The organism is Variovorax sp. J31P179, from assembly GCF_030316985.1.
GTDB lineage: Bacteria > Pseudomonadota > Gammaproteobacteria > Burkholderiales > Burkholderiaceae_C > Variovorax > Variovorax ginsengisoli_B.
The window spans coordinates 351428-370008 of record NZ_JASZYL010000001.1 but is presented as its reverse complement, the minus strand read 5'-3'; the positions used below and the strand labels follow the sequence as shown (position 1 = coordinate 370008).

General features: G+C 64.4%; 15 protein-coding genes and 2 pseudogenes. 13 read left to right on the top strand and 4 right to left on the bottom strand.

Annotated elements, in window-relative coordinates; all coding sequences use genetic code 11:
- The 11 genes and pseudogenes from QTI17_RS01815 (at nt 1) to QTI17_RS01770 (ending at nt 13590) form a co-directional block, all read left to right on the top strand.
- Nucleotides 1-1767 carry an FAD-binding protein gene (locus tag QTI17_RS01815; protein WP_286530662.1) on the top strand — a complete coding sequence of 589 codons (1767 nt, stop codon included), beginning with the start codon at nt 1-3 and terminating at the stop codon, nt 1765-1767.
- 49 nt (nt 1768-1816) lie between these two features.
- Nucleotides 1817-3070, top strand: a complete 1254-nt coding sequence (locus tag QTI17_RS01810; RefSeq protein WP_286530661.1) for a CaiB/BaiF CoA transferase family protein — start codon at nt 1817-1819, stop codon at nt 3068-3070.
- Between the two features lie 4 nt (nt 3071-3074).
- Nucleotides 3075-4748 carry a GMC family oxidoreductase gene (locus QTI17_RS01805; protein ID WP_286530660.1) on the top strand — a complete coding sequence of 558 codons (1674 nt, stop codon included), beginning with the start codon at nt 3075-3077 and terminating at the stop codon, nt 4746-4748.
- Nucleotides 4745-5656: an AEC family transporter gene (locus QTI17_RS01800; RefSeq protein WP_286530659.1), complete on the top strand. Its 912-nt coding sequence runs from the start codon at nt 4745-4747 to the stop codon at nt 5654-5656. Before QTI17_RS01805 ends, QTI17_RS01800 begins: the two co-directional genes overlap by 4 nt.
- Nucleotides 5657-5731: 75 nt before the next feature.
- A complete protein-coding gene (locus tag QTI17_RS01795; protein WP_286530658.1) occupies nt 5732-6706 on the top strand; it encodes a 2-hydroxyacid dehydrogenase in 975 nt (324 codons plus the stop codon).
- A gap of 124 nt (nt 6707-6830) precedes the next feature.
- Nucleotides 6831-7859 (top strand): TRAP transporter substrate-binding protein, encoded by a 1029-nt coding sequence (locus QTI17_RS01790; protein WP_286530657.1) that lies wholly within the window; start codon nt 6831-6833, stop codon nt 7857-7859.
- Nucleotides 7860-7935: 76 nt separating this feature from the next.
- The gene (locus QTI17_RS01785) at nt 7936-9825 is read left to right on the top strand and encodes a TRAP transporter large permease (protein WP_286530655.1); all 1890 of its coding nucleotides are present in this window, start codon (nt 7936-7938) and stop codon (nt 9823-9825) included.
- Nucleotides 9826-10390: 565 nt separating this feature from the next.
- Nucleotides 10391-11112, top strand: a pseudogene (locus QTI17_RS35005) (lyase family protein).
- The gene (locus tag QTI17_RS35000; protein WP_353506682.1) at nt 11112-11543 is read left to right on the top strand and encodes a hypothetical protein; all 432 of its coding nucleotides are present in this window, start codon (nt 11112-11114) and stop codon (nt 11541-11543) included. The pseudogene QTI17_RS35005 and the gene QTI17_RS35000 overlap by 1 nt, the downstream one beginning before the upstream one ends.
- 1065 nt (nt 11544-12608) lie before the next feature.
- Nucleotides 12609-13100, top strand: a complete 492-nt coding sequence (locus QTI17_RS01775) for a GNAT family N-acetyltransferase (protein ID WP_286530654.1) — start codon at nt 12609-12611, stop codon at nt 13098-13100.
- Between the two features lie 52 nt (nt 13101-13152).
- Entirely contained in the window at nt 13153-13590 is a 438-nt protein-coding gene (locus QTI17_RS01770) for a ribonuclease HI family protein (protein ID WP_286530653.1), read from the top strand.
- A 113-nt stretch (nt 13591-13703) separates the two neighbouring features.
- Here QTI17_RS01770 and QTI17_RS01765 read toward each other — a convergent pair whose 3' ends face one another.
- The 4 genes and pseudogenes from QTI17_RS01765 to ureC all read right to left on the bottom strand — a co-directional run.
- Entirely contained in the window at nt 13704-14312 is a 609-nt protein-coding gene (locus QTI17_RS01765; RefSeq protein ID WP_286530652.1) for a glutathione S-transferase family protein, read from the bottom strand.
- On the bottom strand, nt 14309-14794 hold the full coding sequence (locus QTI17_RS01760) for an SRPBCC family protein (protein WP_286530651.1): 486 nt from the start codon (nt 14792-14794) through the stop codon (nt 14309-14311). The genes QTI17_RS01765 and QTI17_RS01760 overlap by 4 nt, the downstream gene beginning before the upstream one ends.
- A complete protein-coding gene (locus tag QTI17_RS01755; protein WP_286530650.1) occupies nt 14766-15128 on the bottom strand; it encodes an ArsR/SmtB family transcription factor in 363 nt (120 codons plus the stop codon). Before QTI17_RS01755 ends, QTI17_RS01760 begins: the two co-directional genes overlap by 29 nt.
- Before the next feature lie 430 nt (nt 15129-15558).
- Nucleotides 15559-15801 (bottom strand): annotated as a pseudogene (ureC, locus tag QTI17_RS01750) (urease subunit alpha); the annotation flags it as partial.
- Here ureC and QTI17_RS01745 point away from each other — a divergent pair.
- Together QTI17_RS01745 and QTI17_RS01740 are read left to right on the top strand one after the other, a co-directional pair.
- Nucleotides 15761-15952: a hypothetical protein gene (locus QTI17_RS01745; protein WP_286530649.1), complete on the top strand. Its 192-nt coding sequence runs from the start codon at nt 15761-15763 to the stop codon at nt 15950-15952. The pseudogene ureC and the gene QTI17_RS01745 sit on opposite strands and share 41 nt — an antisense overlap.
- Before the next feature lie 183 nt (nt 15953-16135).
- A complete protein-coding gene (locus QTI17_RS01740; protein WP_503011008.1) occupies nt 16136-18523 on the top strand; it encodes a penicillin-binding protein 1A in 2388 nt (795 codons plus the stop codon).
- Nucleotides 18524-18581: the final 58 nt, after the last annotated feature.

The window sequence follows — 18581 nt, the reverse complement described above, 5'->3', positions numbered from 1 at the left end:
ATGAGCAAGAGCATCGTTGAACAACTCCGCGGCCTCGGACTCAAGGTCGAAGAACTCGCCACCGACGTGGTGGTGGTGGGCGGCGGCGGCGCGGCATCGCGGGCGGCGCTGTCGGCGCGGCTGGCCGGTGCTGAGGTGCTGATGCTGGCCAAGGCCCCGCTCGGCACCGGCGGCAGCACGGTCCACGGCGCCAGCGAGATCATGAGCATGGGCGCATCGGGCTACGGCGCGGCGGCCGACAGCCCCGAGGTCCACTATCGCGACACGATGGCAGCCGCCAGCGGCTTCATCGATCGCGACCTGGTGCGCGTGCTCGCCGAAGACGCGCCGCGCCGCATCGCCGACCTCATCTCCTACGGCGTGGCCTTCGATCGCGCCGCGCCGGACAAGGTCGCGGCGGGCCACGCCACCGACTACAAGCTGATCCAGAGCGACTTCGGCAGCTATGCCCGGGCGCTCGGTGTCTCCGGCAAGACCGGCAAGGCCTTCGTCGCCGCCCTCAACGAACAGGCTCTGGCGCGCGGCGTGAAGGTGCGCGCTCCGGCAGCGCTGGTCGACCTGCTGCTCGACGCCGAAGGCCATGCCGCCGGCGTGCTGGCGCTCGACGTCCGGACGCAAACCTGGCTGGTAGTACGTGCGCAATCGGTGGTGCTGGGCACCGGCGGTGCGCACGGCCTCTTCTCGCAGCAGGTGTCGACGGCAGAGATGACCGGCGACGGCCAGGCGGTGCTGTACCGCGCAGGCGCCGAGCTTGTGAACATGGAGTTCCACCAGTTCGGGCCGGCGCTGGTCCATCCATACGTCCAGCTGTTCTCCAAGTCGTGCTTCGTCCTGCATCCGCGGATGACCAATTCGGAGGGCCGCGAGTTCCTGTCCGACTACCTGCCCGCGGGCGTCAGCGTCGAGGAGGTGATGGACGAGAAGGTGTTTCCGTTCACGGTGAGCAACGTCTCACGCTACATCGACATCTCGATCGCCTCGGAAATCGCCGCGGGTCGCGGCAATGAGCGGGGAACCATCAACTTCTCGCTGGCGCATGTGCCCGCCCCGAAGCTGGAAGCGGTCATCCCGAACACGATGCGCTGGATGAAGGCCAACGGCGTCGATCCACAGAAGGATTCGATGGACGTCGGCATCGCCTTCCAGTGCCTGAACGGCGGCGTTCGCATGGTCGACGCCGATGCACGCTCGACCATTCCCGGCGTGCACGTGATCGGCGAGCTGGCCGGTGGCGTCCGGGGCCCCGACCGTCCGGGCGGCAATTCGCTGGCCGAGGGGCAGGTGTTCGGCCACCGCGCGGGCGATGCCGCCGGGCGCGATGCGCGCGACGGCGCCTCATGGAAGGCCGTAGCCGGCGATGCAGTGGTCGAGCGGCTGCGCCGTGCACTGGCGGCCAACGCGGCCTTCGACGCGGCCGGCAGCGCCCGGCGCCTGCAGGCCGCAATGCAGCGACATGCCCTGGTCGAGAAGAGCGAGGCCGGACTGAACCAGGCGTTGGAGGTGGCGCGCGACATCGAGGTCTCGCTCGCGCAGGGCGGCGGCGCGACGCCGGCAACGCTGCACGAGGTGCTGACGGTGCAAAACATGTCGACCACCGCGTCGATCATCCTGGAAGCCTGCCTGGCCCGGCGCGAGACGCGCAGCGGCCACCTGCGCACAGATTTCCTCCAACGCGATGACGAGGCCTACGGCCACGCCTTCGTGCAAACCCGCGCGCAGGACGGCCGCAGCCGCTTCACGGCGCTCGCCTACCCGGCGGCCGATTGAAACTGCCGACCAGCGCGTCGATGCATCCAGACAAGGAAGAGACAACACCATGAGCGAACAAGCCAAACCCACGCCGCTGAGCGGCTACACCATTCTCGACCTGAGCGTGATGACCGCCGGTCCGGTCGGCACCATGCTGCTGGGCGACATGGGCGCCGACGTCATCAAGGTCGAGGAGCCGGCGCGAGGCGATCTGGCCCGCGACCTCGGCAACCAGTTCGTGAACGGTGAAAGCGTGCAGTTCATGTCGCAGAACCGGAACAAGCGCAGCCTGCGCCTGGACCTGAAGACGCCCGCCGGCAAAGCAGTGTTCCTGCGCATGGCCAAGACCGCCGACGTGATTGTCGAGAACTTCCGCCCCGGCACGGTGGACCGCCTGGGCATCGGCTACGAGGCGGTTCGCGCCATCAATCCTAAGATCATCTATGCGAGCGCCTCGGCCTTCGGGCAGAGCGGTCCGTATGCTGCGTGGCCGGCGAACGACCCGATCGTTCAGGCGGTCGCCGGGCTGATGGACATGACCGGCGAAGCCGGCGGCCTGCCGGTGCGGCTGGGCGCGCCGCTGCCGGACTTCGGCGCCGCAGCGATGATGGCGCTGGGCATCACCAGCGCGCTGCTGCACCGCGAACGCACCGGTGTCGGCCAGCGCATCGACACCTCGCTGCTGGGTGCGGCGCTGTTCAGCACCATTCCGCGCGACGGCGAAACCATGCGCAGCGGCAAGGCGCCGTCGCGCCTTGGCAGCGGACATCCAACCATGGTTCCCTATCGCAACTATGAGGGCGCCGACGGCAAGTACTTCTTCGCCGCCTGCTTCACCGAGAAGTTCTGGATCAACCTGTGCCGCGTGCTGGGCCGCACCGACCTGCTGGACGACGAACGCTTCGTGAACAACACCCAGCGCACGGTCAACCGCCACCTGCTCGACGCGATCCTGGAGGACGCCTTCGTCAAGCAGCCTGCCGCCTACTGGGTCAAGACCCTGTCCGAAGCCGACGTGCCTTGCGCCGCGGTGCAGGACTATCACACCGCGCTCACGACCGATCCTCAGATCAAGCACACCGGCGCGGTGCTGCACCTGGACCATCCGGTCGCCGGCCCGATGACCAACCTGGCCAATCCGCTCAACCTGCACGGCACGCCGGTGACGATCCGCCGGCCGCCGCCGGTGCTCGGCCAGCACAGCGAAGAAGTGCTGCACGAGCACGGCTTCTCGGCCGGCGAGATCGACGAGTTGATGAACAAGGGCGTCGTCAAGGGATCGCGCCTGCACGACGTCCCCGCAGCCAAGGCGGCACGGTGACACCATGAGCGAACCCCTTGAAGAGATCGTTGCCGACTACGTGATCGTGGGCGCGGGCACCGCAGGCTGCGTGCTCGCCAACCGGCTGTCGGCCGACGGCAAGCACAAGGTGGTACTCATCGAGGCGGGCGGGCGCGACCGCCATCCGATGATCCACATCCCCGCCGGCTTCCTGCGCCTGCTCGACCATCCGAGCATCACCTGGAAATACAAGACGGCACCTGAGGCGCAGGCGAGCGACCGAGAGATCCTGTTTCCGCGCGGACGCGGACTCGGCGGATCGAGCTCGATCAACGGCCTGCTCTACGTGCGTCCCTTCGCGGCCGACATCGACGCATGGGAGGTGAGCGGTGCCGCCGGCTGGAACTTCGACAACTGCCTGCCCTACTACAACCGCTCCGAAACCTGGCAGGACGCCAAGGATCCGCGCCGTGGCAGCGACGGTCCGATCCAGGTGACGCGCGTGTCGTCGCCGCCGGCGGTGTGCGCCAAGGTGATGGCGGCCGGCGAGGAGTTGGGCCTGGAGCGGCTCGACGACCCGAATATCGCCACCCGGGGCCCGTCAATCTGGTACTACCAGCAAACCCGCCACGGCCGGGTTCGCTCGAGCGCGGCGCGCGGCTACTTGTGGCCCGTGGCGACCCGCACCAACCTGAGCGTGCTGACCGACCTGCACGTGACGCGGGTGCTCATGGCAGGCGAGGGCGCCGGGCGCGCGGCCACCGGCGTCCAAGGTCAGCGCGAGAACGGCCAGGTGGTGTGCGTCACGGCGCGCCGGGAAGTGATCGTCAGCGCGGGCGTGATCGGCACGCCGCGCCTGTTGGAACTGAGCGGCATCGGCGATCCGGACGTGCTCGACAACGCGGGCATCCGCACGCAGGTGGCCCTGCGCGGCGTCGGCACCAACCTGCAGGACCACTACGTGACGCGCCTGTGCTTTCGCGTCAAGGGCATCGAGACGGCCAATGAACGCTCGCACGGTGCCGCGCTGGCCAAGGAAGTCGCGAAATATCTGGTCTCCGGTGCCGGCATCCTGACCTACAGCGCCGCGGTCATCGGCGCGTTTGCATCGACCGGCCTCGCGCAGCGGCCCGACGTGCAGTTCGTCGTCGCACCAGGGAGCTTCAAGGAAGGGCGCATCGGCGAACTGGAAGACGAGCCCGGCCTGTCCTTCGGCGTCTGGCAGATGCGGCCGGAAAGCCGCGGTGAAGTCCATATCGTCTCGAGCGACGGCAGCAAGGCGCCGACTATCGCGCCGCGCTACCTGAGCGAGCCGCTCGACCGCAAGACGGTGGTCGCCGGCCTGCGCATCGGCCGCGAACTGGCGCGCCAGCCGTCGCTCGCGCCCCACATCGTCGGCGAGACCGTGCCGGGCCCGCTGGCGGACAGCGACGACGCGCTGCTGCAGTACGCCCGCGACAACGGGTCGACCGTCTACCACGGCGTGGGCACCTGCCGCATGGGCGCCGACCCGGCGAGCGGCGCGGTGGTCGATGCCGGCCTGTGCGTGCACGGCGTGAGGCGACTGCGGGTGATCGATGGCTCCGTCATGCCGACCATGACGTCGACCAACACCAACGCCACGGTGCTGATGATCGCCGAGCGCGCGGCCGCCATGCTGCTCGGCGAGCAGGCAGTCGACCGGGGCCTGCGCGAGCCCAACGCGAACGCCGCATGAGAGGCGAGGTGTGGCTGGGCGTCTATGTCCAGGTCGCGACGCTGCTGCTGCCAGTCGTGTGTTGCGCAGGTGTCGGTGCGGTCTGGGGAGTGCGCAAGCACACCTACCCGGCGGAGTTCGTCGCCATGCTGGCGACGGTGGTGAGCACGCCGGCGCTCGTGTTTCACACGCTGATGACGACGCGGCTCGACAACTCGCAGTTGTTCGAAGTCGGGTCTGCGACCCTGCTCGGGCTGGGCGTTGCCGCGGCGCTCAGCGCCATCGCCCTGCGCAGCCTGAAGATGCCAGCGCAGGCGCTGGGGCCCTCGGCGACCTTTCCGAACGCGGGCAACCTGGGGCTTCCCATCGCCCAACTGGCATTCGGCGACACCGGGCTGGCAGTGGCTATCGCGTTCTTCGCGGTCACCTCGGTGGCGCAGCACACGTTGGGCGTATGGGTCACCAGCCGAGGCGGCAACCGCTCGCAGCCGTGGCCGAAGGGCGTCGTGATCGCATGCCTCCTGGCGGTGGCCTTGCGCTTCGCCGGGGTGGCCGCGCCGGCACCGGTCCTGGAAAGCGCCCGCCTGGTCGGTTCGCTGGCCGTGCCGCTGATGTTGTTGAGCCTGGGCTACGCGCTCGTCACAGTGTCGCGCGCGGGCATCCGGCAGGGTGCGGTGCTAGGCGCGATGCGGCTGGTGGTCGGCCTCGCGGCGGGCGCGCTGGTGATCCACCTGCTGCATCTGCCGCCGCTGATCGCGGGCGTTCTAACGCTGCAGTTCGCGATGCCGGTCGCGGTGGTGAGCAGCATCTACGTGCAGCGTTTCAGCACCTACGGCGATGTGGCGGCCGGCGCCGTGCTGGTGTCGACCGCAGCCTTCATCCTGCTGTGTCCGCTGCTGATCTGGCTGGCCGACGGCGGCCGATTCTGATTCCGCGGCTGGCACTCGCAGGCCGCTTCACCTGCACCCGAAATGACCAAGATCTCATCCACCGAGTCCCCCTCCATGGCCCGCCGCAAACTGCTCGTCACGGGCGTGCCGCCACAGGCGGTAATCGACCGGGCGAAACCCGCCTTCGACGTTTCGATCTGGCGCGAGGCCGCGCCCATCGGCGCGCGCTTGGCGCAGCAGGCGCAGGGCCAGGACGCCCTGATCGTGATGCCCGGCGACAAGCTTGACAGCAGCGCCATCGCCGCGCTGCCGCCGAGCGTGCAGGTGCTTGGCACCTACTCGGTCGGCTACGACCACATCGACCTGGCCGCCGCGACCGCGCGGCGCCTCCCGGTGTTCAACACGCCCGACGTGCTGACGGACTCGGTGGCCGATCTGGCGCTGTTCCTCATCCTCGCCGCCGCGCGCGACACGACCGCGGCCGAACGGACATTGCGCGACGGGCGCTGGGGCCCCTGGGCGCCCATGTCGATGCTCGGCCGCTCGCTGCAAGGCATGCGGCTCGGCATCTTCGGGATGGGCCGCATCGGCCAGGCCGTCGCCGAGCGGGCGCGGGCGTTCGGCATGCACCCGCACTATCACAACCGCTCGCGCGTCTCCCCTGACGGCGAACGTGGCGCCGTGTTTCATGCCGAGTTGGAAGGCCTTCTTGCCGAGAGCGACGTGCTATGCATTTGCGCGCCCTCGACGCCGGAGTTGCGCAACGCGATCGACGCCAAGCGACTGGCCTGCCTGCCGCGCGGGGCAATAGTGGTGAACGTGGCGCGCGGCGACTTGGTCGACGAACTGGCCATGTTCGCGGCAGTGCACGAGGGACAAGTGCGCGGCATTGGCTTCGACGTATACCGCAACGAACCGCGCATCGACGAGCGCTGGCTCCGACTGCCGAATGCCACGCTGCTGCCGCACATCGGCAGCGCCACCGACGAGGTTCGCACGGCGATGGGAATGCTTGCTCTCGATGGCATCCAGTCCCACTTCGAAGGTCGGCCGGCAGCGAATCTGCTCAATCCGGCAGCCTACGACTAGCCATTGCCGAGTTGAAAACCCAATGTGCTGACATTGGATCAAAATGTGTTTTATGTTGACTTCAATGTGTCAACACTTAAACTAGAAGTGCCAACAGTATAGCCATAAACGAAAGGGACAAGCCATGAAACACACCCTCCGCCGCCGCTCTTTCATCCACGCGTTCGGTGCCGTGCCCCTGATCGGCAGCGGACTGACGCTGGCGGCGCCAGCTTTCGCGCAAGGCGCCAAAGTCACGCTCAAATACGCCAACAACTTGCCGCTCAGCCATCCGATGAACATCCGCGCCAAGGAAGCGTCCTATGCCATCAAGCAGGAGACGCAGGGCGCCGTGGATCTGCAGATCTTCCCGAGCGGCCAAATGGGCAGCGACACCGACATGCTGTCGCAGGTGCGTGCCGGCGCCATCGACTTCATGACGCTGGGCGGCGACGTGCTGTCCACGCTGGTTCCCGTCGCTTCCATCTGCAGCGTCGGTTTTGTCTTCAAAAACTATGACGAGGTGTGGGCCGCGATGGATGGCGACCTGGGTGCCCACATCCGCGAAGCGATCGGCAAGGCCGGTCTGTTCGCAATGGAAAAGAGCTGGGACAACGGCTTCCGCCAGATCACGACCTCTGGCAAGCCGGTGAACACGCCGGCCGACCTGAAAGGCATGAAGATTCGCGTGCCGGTGAGCCCGCTCTGGACCTCATTGTTCAAGGCATTCGACGCTTCCCCGACCAGCATCAACTTCAGCGAGGTGTACTCGGCGCTGCAGACCAAGGTGGTGGAAGGCCAGGAAAATCCGCTGGCGTTGATCGACGCCATCCGACTCTACGAAGTGCAGAAGTTCTGTTCGCTGACCGGACACATCTGGAGCAACTACTGGTTCCTGGCCAACGCTCGCGGCTGGAACAAGCTGCCGAAGGACATCCAGACCGTGATGGCAAAGCACCTCAACGCTGCCGGCGTCAACGAGCGCGCCGACTTGGTGGCGCTCAACACGAAACTCGAGGGCCAACTCGCCGCCAAGGGGCTGGTCTTCAACAAGGTCGACACCGCAGCGTTCCGTACCGCACTGCAGAAGTCCGGCTTCTACGCCGACTGGAGCAAGAAGTACGGCAAAGACGCCTGGGCCGTGCTCGAGAAATATGCCGGCGCCCTCGCCTGAGCGCCTGAGGGCGGCATCCGACGGAGCGTCGCCCGCGCTGCCGACCCTGCATTTCCGCGACACCCTGGAAGAGCCCATGAACACGACACTGAAAGACGCGGGGCCGGCCGCCGACAAAGAGCCGATCCGTTCCAACGCCTTCGCCCGCATCGGCCAGCGCTGCGAGTCCGCCATCCAATGGGGTACCGAGATCCTCGCCGTGTGCCTGGTGGTGGTGGAGGTGTTCCTCTTGCTCACCAACGTCTTCTTCCGCTACGCGATGCACGCGCCGTTGGTGTGGGGCGACGAACTGGCCTCGCTACTGTTCATCTGGCTGGCCATGATCGGTGCGGTGATCGCTCTGCAGCGCGCCGAGCACATGCGGCTCACCACCTTCGTCGCGCGCATGAGCCCGGACGCGCGAGCACTGTGCAACACACTGTCCAACGTGATCATCGCGGCCTTCGTGTTGCTGCTGATAGGCCCGGCCTGGGAGTACGCCCAGGAAGAGTGGGCCATCACCACGCCGGCGCTGGAGCTTCCCAACACCTTCCGCGTGATGTCGATCGTGGTCGGCGCGGTGCTCATGCTAGCGATTGCTGTCTTGCGGCTGATGGAGCGCGCGGCGCCGCGCGACCTGCTCAAGTCGCTCGCGATCGTGGGCGGCCTTGCGGTCGTGCTGTATGTCGCCCGGCCCTTGCTGGCCACCCTCGGCACGATCAATCTGATCTTGTTCCTGGTGATCGGCGTGGCGACGCTGGTGGCCATCGGGGTGCCGATCATGGTGGCCTTCGGCCTGTCGACGCTGGCTTACCTGGGCAGTGCCACGGATGCGCCGTTGCTCATCGTCGTGAGCCGGATGGACGAAGGCATGTCGGGCATCATCCTGCTGGCCGTGCCGCTGTTCGTCCTGCTCGGCGCACTGATCGAGGCGATGGGCATGGCGCGCGCGATGATTCGCTTCCTAGCATCGCTGATCGGTCATGTTCGCGGCGGTCTTTCCTATGTGCTGGTCGGCGCGATTTACCTGGTGTCGGGCATCTCCGGCTCCAAGGTGGCCGACATGGCGGCAGTGGCGCCGGCGCTGTTTCCCGAGATGAAGAAGCGCGGCGAAGACGAAGGCGAACTGGTGTCGATGCTGGCCGCCTCCGGCGCGATGTCCGAGACGATTCCACCGAGCCTCGTGCTCATCACGATCGGCTCGGTCACTGGCGTGTCGATCGCCGCGCTGTTCACCGGCGGCTTCATGCCAGCGGTGGTCGGTGCGCTCGCGATGGCCGCAGTGATTTTCCTGAAGTCGCGTCGGCAGAGCTTGGACGGCGTGCGCCGCGCCACCGCCGCCGAAATCGTCAAGGCATTCGCGTTTGCCCTGCCGGCTGTCATCCTTCCTTTCGTCATCCGCGCAGCGGTGGTGGAAGGGGTTGCGACGGCCACCGAGGTCTCCGCGATCGGCGTCGCCTACACCTTCGTGGTCGGCACGCTGGTATACCGCGAGTTCGACTGGAAGCGCCTGTACCCGATCCTGGTCGAGACCGCATCCTTGTCGGGTGCCATCCTGATCATCATCGGCTGCGCGACCGCCATGGCCTGGGCGTTGACCCAGTCGGGGTTTTCGGCGCACGTGGCCCACCTGATGACGGCGCTGGGTGGTGGCAAGACCGGGTTTCTGATCGTCTCGGCCATCGCGTTCATCCTGCTCGGCAGCTTCCTCGAGGGCATACCGGCCATCGTGCTGTTCGGTCCGCTGCTGTTCCCGGTGGCACGTGCCATGGGCGTGCACGAGGTGCACTACGCGATGGTGGTGATCTTCTCGATGGGCCTGGGCTTGTTCGCACCGCCAATCGGCGTCGGCTACTACGCGGCCTGCGCGATCGGAAAGGTCGACCCCGACCGCGCCATGAAGCGCATCTGGCCCTACCTCGCAGCGCTGGTGGCGGCACTGGCCGTAATCGCCGCGTTTCCTTGGTTGTCGATTGGCTTTCTGTGACACCGGCAGGGGATTGCGGTAGGGACGGAGTTTGCCCTGATGCTATCAATGGCGACGCGACCCACCGCGCGATCCTCACAACGAAGCCCGAGGAAAACCCAGGCGTCATGCCATCCAGCCGCTGTGGCTACGACCACAGTATTACTCACGCCGCGTCGTTGGTACTGCGGTAGTTCGCTAGCCAGGCATGAGCGCCTCAAGGCGCGCGACAGCAACACCATCCATGTGGGCAAGACAGGGATCGCTGAAAGTGTTCCTGCGGATCCGCTTTTCTATGGACCACCATGAGCGCTAAGACTTCGCGAGTGGTGACCGATTTTCTCGGCTCCAAGCAGATTCCCTTCGAAGCCTATTGAGGCGTTCACACGGCCAGGGCTGTGGAGAATTTCCCAATTACTGGTCAGACTGTGGCCCAAATGCCAGAGCTAATTCGCGCGCTTGCACACGTGAAGAAAGCGGCTGCCGCGGCGAACGTGCGGCTGGGCATCATCGATGCCTCGACGGCCGCGGCGATCGACGAGCCTGCAATGACCTCATTGCCGGCAAGTTGCACGAACATTTTGTCGTGGACGTCATCCAGGGCGGCGCAGGCACATCGACGAACATGAATGCTAACGAGGTGATTGCCAACCGCGCCCTCGAGCATATCGGCGCGGCGCTCGGCTCCTATGAAGTGATTCATCCGAATGATCACGTGAACGCCTTGCAGAGCACGAGTGATGTCTATCCGACCGCGCTCCATCTTGCGGCCTGGAACGGCATTGAATCGCTGCTCACCGCGATGGCCGACTTGCGTAGGCGTTTGAGGCCAAGGCGGAGGAGTTTCGAGCGGTCCTGAAGATCGGGAGGACCCACCTGCAGGATGCTGTGCCAATGACGCTGGGTCAGGAATTCTTGACCTTCGCCATCATGATCGGCGAGGACGAAGCGCGGCTGCGAGAAGCGCGAGAACTGATTGCCGAAGTCAATCTCGGAGCGACCGCGATCGGCACGAGCATCAATGCGCCAGCGGGCTACTGCGAGACCGTCATTCCACTGCTTGCCGAATTTAGTGGGATTCCCGTCGTGCGTGCGGCGAATCTCGTCGAAGCTACTCAGGATACCGGCGCATTCGGGCAGGTCTCAGGGGTGCTCAAACGGGTCGCATGCAAGTTGTCGAAGGTTTCCAACGACCTGCGTCTGCTCTCGCCCGGACCGCAGGCTGGCTTCGGAGACATCCTCTTGCCGGCGCGTCAAGCTGGCTCTTCGATCATGCCTGGAAAGGTCAATCCGGTCACCCAGAGGTGATGAACCAGGTCGCTTACGAAGTGATCGGCAACGACCTGATGATCACGATGGCATCGGAGGCGGGGCAGCTGCAGCTCAACGCCTTTGAGCCGATCATAGGCTGGGCGTTGTACAACAGCGCCAAGCATCTGACCAACGCCTGCAAGACTCTTCAGGTCAATTGTGTCGAAGGCATCAGGGCCAACCACCAGGTGCTATCTAAGCGCGTGAGGGAATCAGTGACCCTGGTCACGGCGTTGAACCCAATCATTGGCTACGAGAACGCCGCCAAGATCGCCAAGACCGCCCTCGCGACGGGTAAGGCGATCGCTGAGACTGCAGAAGAGTTGGGGATCATGAGTGCGCTGGAGATGACCGCGCTTCTAATCCCCGAGAATCTCACCCAGCCCATTCGTCTGGTTGCGCGCAGCACGGCACGGCCCTCTCCCTGAGCGACGTCCAGAGTCAGCGTGCATCCGTTCCAGGAGAAGCCTGATGACGCTGAATCTGAAGAGAGAGGAGCTCGCGCGATCGTGCGTGTTATGGTCCTGCCCACCCCGCAGTACGCATGGCCTCTGCTGCGCGAACGCCTGGGCTTCCGAGTCCCATGGCCTGCCCAATGGCATCCATCAGCAGTCGGGGATAGGGCTTTTGCAGAAAGCCCACCGCGCTTCGTTCAATTTGTCGCTTCGCCAGTCGCGAATGCGATGGATGCCGCGAGATCGATAGTCCGTTCCGCGAGCGGCGAAAGGCTACTGCCGCGCAGCCAGATCGCGTGAATCTCGGCGCGTGAGGAGGTTGAACAGCTGGTTGCGTATTCAGCCACCTGGAAGGAGCCCTCCAAGGACTTCGGAGGCTTGGTATGTCCATTTAAGTCCGCCCGAGAAATGGCATACCGGAAGTCTCTTGCAGAGGCGTACCTGAAGCCACTGGGGGAGGCCTTGACCCACGCGAGTTTGTCCCCTGGCGAGGCTCGCGCTCTTGCAGACGTAAAGAAGGATGCCCGAGAGAAGCAGCGTGTTGCAGGAAGTAAGGGTGATAGGCGTAGCGCCGCTGGATTGTTAGCGAATGCCGCGTTTGTGCTTGCGCCGAAGACGGGGCCGCCCCCTCTGACTGAAGGGCAGCCGTGATTTGATCGTAGGCGGAAGGCGGGCTTGGAACAAGGACCAACTTTGCCTAGCAGGCGAGGGCAAAAAAACCTAACGGTGGCAGGTACTTAGCGGAGGTGCCGGGGCAAACTTTATTCTCGTTCTAGAACACCCGACCGTCTGCTAGCCTCGACGAGCCCCTCAAAAGGCGCAGACCCTTGAAAGGACCTCGCATGCGCTCACGAATCTCCGCGGCCTGCTGGCGGGCATTCTCCTGGCTGCCAGCATGTGCTTCAACGTGCTCCTGGGCATCTTGCTGCTGCGCTGGTTGCGCCGACGTGCGGAGCGCCATCGGGCTGGCAGTGCCAAACCGGGTCAAGATGAGGTTGGCTAGGACCTTCGCTGCGGTCGCTCAATGAACTCTCATCCATGAACATCCACGAAGCGCGCTCCTCCGATGCGCTGATAGTCGCGTCTGTCCTGCAAGAGGCAGCTGAATGGCTCGCCGGCGACGGTCGAGCTCTTTGGTCTGCCGCTGAAATTGCTCACGAACGCGTCCTTCGAGACGTGAGCAACGGGCTCTTCCACATTGCCCGGCAAGGTGAGCACGTGGCTGGAGTCATGAAGTTCGAATCGGAGGACCCCTATTTTTGGCCCGAGGTCCTGCCTGGCACCTCGGCCTTCGTTCACAAGCTCGCCGTTCGCCGAGCGTGGGCGAAGACGGGAGTCTCGACCGAACTGCTGTCCTATGCCCGGACTCGAGCCCAAGAGCTTGGGCGAGCTCACCTTCGCCTGGACTGCGTCGCGGACCGGCAAGGGTTACGAAATCTCTATGAAGGCTTCGGGTTCCGCCTGCACAGCGTCGTCCAGATAGGAGCCACCTCGTTTGCGAGGTATCAACTTTCGACGGCAGCACCGTAGGGACGCGCGAAGGCGCCGACCGGCTACAGTCGGCCAACACCGGAAATTCCCCATGAACCCCTGGTTTGCCTACTGCGACGGCAGCGCCGTGCCCAACCCCGGTCGGATCGGCCTTGGAGCGGTGTTTACCGAACCTGACGGTACGCGACACACGCTTTCGCAAGCGGCGCATGAGAACGGCTGCAACAACGAGGCGGAGCTGAGAGCCCTGCTGGCGACGCTTCAGGAACTGAAATTGCGTGGGGCGGGCACGCTGCTCATACACTGCGACAACAGTGTCGTTGTCGAACAGGTCGGCAGCAGCACTGCGAAGCCGATTCCTCGGCTTGCTTCCTTGTTTGATGAAGCGCGCGCACTGCTCAAGTCGTTCGACCAGGCAACCCTGAAGTGGATACCGCGCCATCGCAACAGAGAAGCCGATGCTCTGGCTCGCGCTGCGCTGGGGCTTGCTGGCAATCGCATTGTCAAGCCGTCCAAGAAGCGGCGTTAGTGCCAGGCAAGGGCATCGACGTCTAGACCTACTCACAGGCCAAGCTCGATGCAGTGGCACGCAGGTTGAACGAGCGCCCCGGGAAGACTCTCGACTTCCAGCCAGGTCGGAGGTCAGTGAGGAAAGGGCTCGCGCCAGGCTGGCAGCTCGTTCAGCCGTGCGCGCCACCGCTGAATAGCCGGAAACTCATCAAGTGGAAGATGAATACGCTCGGCGTATGGCAACGCCACGGCGGTTGCAAAGTCTGCCACGGTCAGCGCGGCCCCTACCAAGTAGCTGTTCTGGACCAGATGGGCATCAAGCACCGCGGCCGCGGCTCGGAAATGGCAGGTGGCGAGTTCGACCGCAGCCGCGTCCGGAGCCCCCAGCCCAATGGCCGGTTTGATAAGGTTCTCGAAGTAGAGAGTTCCGGCGTGGCGCGTAAAGTGTTGAGCGTCCCAGCTGAACCATCGAATCACGTCGATCTGCCGTTCATCATGCGGCCAGAAGTCCGCGCCCGCCTCGTCCGACAGACGGCACATTATCGCGTTGGCCTCCCAGAGCGTCGCTTTTCCGACCTGCAACACGGGGACGCGCCCATTCGGATTGAGCCTCAAGAAATCCGCCTTCTTGTGCTCACCTGCCTGGAGGTCCACTCGAACGAACTCAACTGGGGAGTCAAGGTATCGCGCAGCAGCGCACGCCTTTCTCGGGTTCATGGTCTCGCTGTAGTAAAGCCTCATGGCGCCACCCCCTCGGCAAGGTAGTCGACGAGCCGGTCGAAGCTTTGCGACCAACCCTGCGAATGCCCGTCGCGTGATGCGGAGCTCTCGAAGAGCGCTTGATGGAAATTCATCAGCGTCGCGCCATCGCGGTCTGTCAGCGTCACAGTGATGAGGGTCTCCGGCCCCGTGGGGTTACCTGCTGCGTCGGTCCAGCAATGTGTCATGACCAGACGCTCGGGTGCTCTGATTTCGCGATAGACGCCCTTGACCCAGTGGTCCACGCCGTCCGGCGCACGCAGACAAGCACGGTAGGTGCCGCCAACGCGGAGGTCCATCTCGTGGTGCGGCGTCGTGAATCCCTGCGGCCCGGACCACCGCGCCAAGTGCGCGGGCTCGGTCCAGGCCTTGAACACGAGGCTACGCGGCGCTTTGAATGTGCGCGTCATCGACAGTTCACTTTCGGAACTCGCGTCAGCGGCGCTTCGCTGTGTGAGGTGCATCCAGCTTCTCCTGTTGCTGAAGTTCGTCCAAATATTCGTCGAGACGCTCAAAGCTCTTGTCCCAAAGCTCTCTGTAGCCCTCCAGCCAATCGGCCATCTGCTTGAGCGGCTCTGGCGCGAGTCGGCATGGACGCGACTGCGCAACTCGGCCACGCGTGATCAGCCCCGCCTCCTCCAGAACCTTGAGATGCCTCGACACCGCGGGCTGGCTCAACTTGAAAGGCCTGACGAGTTCCGTCACATTGGCTTCGCCCAGAGCAAGGCGCGAAAGGATTGCCCTTCGGGTGGGGTCCGCCAGTGCTGCGAACGCTGCGGTAAGTGCTTGTTCTTGCATAACAGGATGATTATATAACTGATAGATTATTCTCGACGAGCCCCCGTGTCAATGGTTTTTCTCACGAAACCCTCGGCCACAACCGGCGCCCTCGGAAGGTGAGGCATTGCGCCTCCACTGCCCAAGCTGCAGATGTTGACAACGAGACTGCGGACGCTACCTCGGCATCGAGGTGGAGGACGCGCTGGAAATGTCAGAGCCGTCCGACACCAGTGCACGACGAGCGCGTATCGGCGTATTCGTCGTTGGGAGGACGAGGAGGTGCTCGAGCGCGTGCAGCAGCGCCTGGACCGCAGGCACGTGCGCCATCTTCGAAACCGCGGTGTCCTGGCATCCGCTCTTTACGGCCAATTGCGCCTGGTGAGGGCACTCCCGCCCCTCGGTCCCTCTTTCGCGACTGCTGCAGCGAATCGTCAACCCGCACATCGAACTAGAACAGGAAGTACCGCTGCGTCATCGGCAGCGACACCGCCGGATCGCACACCAGCAGCTGCCCGTCGGCGCGCACCGCGTAGGTCTGGTGGTCGATCTCCATCTTCGGCGTGTACGCATTGCGCACCATGTGTTGCTTGCCGACGCCGCGGATGTTCTTCGCCGCACTCAAGGTCTTGGTCAGTCCGTAACGCTCGGCGATGCCTGCCGCCAGACCGGCTGGCGAGACGAAGACCAGCGAGAGTTCATCAGGGATCGATAAAGCAATCTCGATTGTGCAGAACCGGTCCTACCTTGAGGAGCGGGAGCGGTCCGATGTCGAACTCACAGATGCCGAACTGCTCATCGTTGTCGAAGCGCAACTCACGCAATGCAATCGTCACCGCAATTGAAACTGCAAGTTATTCCCTCACTCTGACGGCGACACACCCGGTTTCATTTGTACATTCCCGGCCGCTGGTACTGCCAACAGACCACTCTCGACCCGACCCGGGTTGGAGCGGTCCAAACGAAAACCGCAGGCGTTTCAGCGGCAATTCGGCGACACTTGGCCGTCGAGCATCTTGCTTGCTGCCATGGCCGACCGATCGCATTTGTCGCGACACGCCGACACGCCGATTTCCAGATCCTGGCGATCTTGGCTCCTGCGCGTCGTGCTCTGGTTCACAGGGCTGGCCATGGCCGCGACACTGGGCTTGTCATTCGTCGTCTTGACCGCACTCGTGGTCGCCTATCCGAACCTGCCGAATGTTGCCGAGCTTCAGGACTATCGACCAAGGCTGCCGTTGCGGGTGTTTTCCTCGGAGGGCATTCTGATCGGCGAATACGGTGAAGAGCGCCGCGAATTCACGCCGATCTCGACAATACCCAAGTTGATGAAAGACGCCGTGCTGGCCGCGGAAGACGCGCGCTTCTACGACCACAATGGGGTCGACTTCAAGAGCATGCTGCGCGCGGGTTACGCAAACCTGAACCGGGCGAAGAGCCAAGGTGGCTCGACCATCACGATGCAGGTGGCACGCAACGCGTACCTGACTTCCGAAAAAACCGTGACCCGCAAGGTCTACGAGGTTCTGCTCACATTCAAGCTGGAGCAACTGCTCACCAAGGATCAGATCCTCGAGATCTATCTGAATCAGGTGTTTCTCGGCAAGCGGGCCTACGGCTTCGCTGCGGCCTCGGAGGCCTATTTCGGCAAGCCGCTCCAGGACATCTCGATCGCGCAGGCGGCCATGCTGGCGGGGCTGCCCAAGGCGCCTGGCGCCAACAACCCGGTCAACAATTCCGTGCGGGCACGAGAACGCCAGCTCTACGTGATCGATCGAATGCAGGAAAACGGTTTCATCACGCCCGAGGAAGCGACTGCGGCCCGGCAAGAGAAGCTTCGGCTGCGCGATCCCCCTGGCCCCGCGCTCCTGCGCGCCGAATATGTAGCCGAAACCGTGCGCCAGTTGATCTACGCGCAGTATGGCGATGCCACCTACACCCGCGGACTGAAGGTCTACACCTCGATCTCTGCGGTCGACCAGTCGGCTGCCTACAAGGCGCTGCGCGACGGAATCGTGGGCTACGAGCGAACCCAGGTCTACCGTGGACCGGAAGCATTCGTGGATCTGCCCGACGATCCAGCCAAGCGCGCAGGCGCGATCGACGACGCGCTGGCAGAGCACCCCGACTACGGCGACCTGATTGCCGCGGTGGTGCTCAAGGCCAGTGCCAAGGAGGTGACGGCCGTGCGTGCGAACGGCGAGACCTTCCACATCGTCGGCGACGGACTGCGTCCCGTGCAGTCGGGATTGACGGACAAGGCGCCACGCAGCATCATGATCCGTCGGGGATCGGTGGTTCGCCTCGCGAAGACGCCGAAGGATGCGTGGGGATTGACCCAGCTGCCGGAGGTCGAAGGAGCGTTCGTTGCGATGGATCCGCGCGACGGCGCCATCAAGGCCATGGTGGGCGGCTTCGATTTCAACAAGAACAAGTTCAATCATGTCACGCAGGCGTGGCGTCAGCCGGGCTCGAGTTTCAAGCCATTCATCTACTCGGCAGCGCTTGAAAAAGGCTTCACGCCGGCCACCGTGGTCAACGATGGCCCGCTCTACTTCGACGCGGCCACCACAGGCGGCCAGCCATGGGCGCCGAAGAACTATGGAGGGACCTTCTCCGGACCGATGCCGCTTCGAACCGCACTCATGAAGTCCGTCAACATGGTCACGCTGCGCGTCACGCAATCGATCGGCATCCGCTACGCGCAGGACTGGATCACCAATTTCGGCTTCGACCGCGAGAAGCACCCTGCCTACCTGCCCATGGCGCTGGGCGCCGGTGCCGTCACGCCGATGCAGATGGCAACCGCCTATTCGGTGTTTGCCAATGGCGGCTATCGCGTCAATCCTTACCTGATCACCCGGATCACGGATCACAAGGACAAGGTACTGGTCGCGCCGCCGCCGCCGCAGCTCAATGAATCGATGCGCGCCATTCCGCTTCGCAATGCCTTCATCATGGACACGCTGCTGCAGAGCGTCGTCAAGGGCGGTACCGGCGCGAAGGCCTATCAGGCGTTCAAGCGCGACGATCTCTATGGCAAGACGGGAACCACCAACGACTCGATCGACACCTGGTTCGCGGGCTTCCAGCCGACGATGACCGCCATCGCTTGGATGGGGTACGACACGCCGCGCAGCCTGGGAGACAAGGAGACGGGCAGCAGCCTGAGCCTGCCGATCTGGATCAGTTTCATGGAGACCGCGATCCGAGGTGTGCCCGTGACCGAACTGCAGCCGCCCGACGGCGTGGTCCATGTCGGCGGCGAGTGGTACTACGAAGACTTTGCACCGGGCAGTGGGCTCGCCAACCCATGGGGAGTGTCCGCACCCGTGCCCGTCGAGGTGGCCCCGCCAGCGAAGCCTGAGCCGCCGTCGGACGAGCGCAGCCGGATCATGGACCTGTTCCGCAACTAGGTCAGCCGCCTTCGCAGTCGCGTCACACACAGTTACATGCGGGCCGATCCAGGAGGCT

What these genes read in the sequence shown, in the direction of transcription:
- QTI17_RS01815 (WP_286530662.1), top strand. Translation starts at nt 1, where the DNA reads ATGAGCAAGAGCATCGTTGAACAACTCCGCGGCCTCGGACTCAAGGTC.
- QTI17_RS01810 (WP_286530661.1), top strand. Translation starts at nt 1,817, where the DNA reads ATGAGCGAACAAGCCAAACCCACGCCGCTGAGCGGCTACACCATTCTC.
- QTI17_RS01805 (WP_286530660.1), top strand. Translation starts at nt 3,075, where the DNA reads ATGAGCGAACCCCTTGAAGAGATCGTTGCCGACTACGTGATCGTGGGC.
- QTI17_RS01800 (WP_286530659.1), top strand. Translation starts at nt 4,745, where the DNA reads ATGAGAGGCGAGGTGTGGCTGGGCGTCTATGTCCAGGTCGCGACGCTG.
- QTI17_RS01795 (WP_286530658.1), top strand. Translation starts at nt 5,732, where the DNA reads ATGGCCCGCCGCAAACTGCTCGTCACGGGCGTGCCGCCACAGGCGGTA.
- QTI17_RS01790 (WP_286530657.1), top strand. Translation starts at nt 6,831, where the DNA reads ATGAAACACACCCTCCGCCGCCGCTCTTTCATCCACGCGTTCGGTGCC.
- QTI17_RS01785 (WP_286530655.1), top strand. Translation starts at nt 7,936, where the DNA reads ATGAACACGACACTGAAAGACGCGGGGCCGGCCGCCGACAAAGAGCCG.
- QTI17_RS35000 (WP_353506682.1), top strand. Translation starts at nt 11,112, where the DNA reads ATGAACCAGGTCGCTTACGAAGTGATCGGCAACGACCTGATGATCACG.
- QTI17_RS01775 (WP_286530654.1), top strand. Translation starts at nt 12,609, where the DNA reads ATGAACATCCACGAAGCGCGCTCCTCCGATGCGCTGATAGTCGCGTCT.
- QTI17_RS01770 (WP_286530653.1), top strand. Translation starts at nt 13,153, where the DNA reads ATGAACCCCTGGTTTGCCTACTGCGACGGCAGCGCCGTGCCCAACCCC.
- QTI17_RS01765 (WP_286530652.1), bottom strand. Translation starts at nt 14,312, where the DNA reads ATGAGGCTTTACTACAGCGAGACCATGAACCCGAGAAAGGCGTGCGCT.
- QTI17_RS01760 (WP_286530651.1), bottom strand. Translation starts at nt 14,794, where the DNA reads ATGCACCTCACACAGCGAAGCGCCGCTGACGCGAGTTCCGAAAGTGAA.
- QTI17_RS01755 (WP_286530650.1), bottom strand. Translation starts at nt 15,128, where the DNA reads ATGCAAGAACAAGCACTTACCGCAGCGTTCGCAGCACTGGCGGACCCC.
- QTI17_RS01745 (WP_286530649.1), top strand. Translation starts at nt 15,761, where the DNA reads ATGCCTGCCGCCAGACCGGCTGGCGAGACGAAGACCAGCGAGAGTTCA.
- QTI17_RS01740 (WP_503011008.1), top strand. Translation starts at nt 16,136, where the DNA reads ATGGCCGACCGATCGCATTTGTCGCGACACGCCGACACGCCGATTTCC.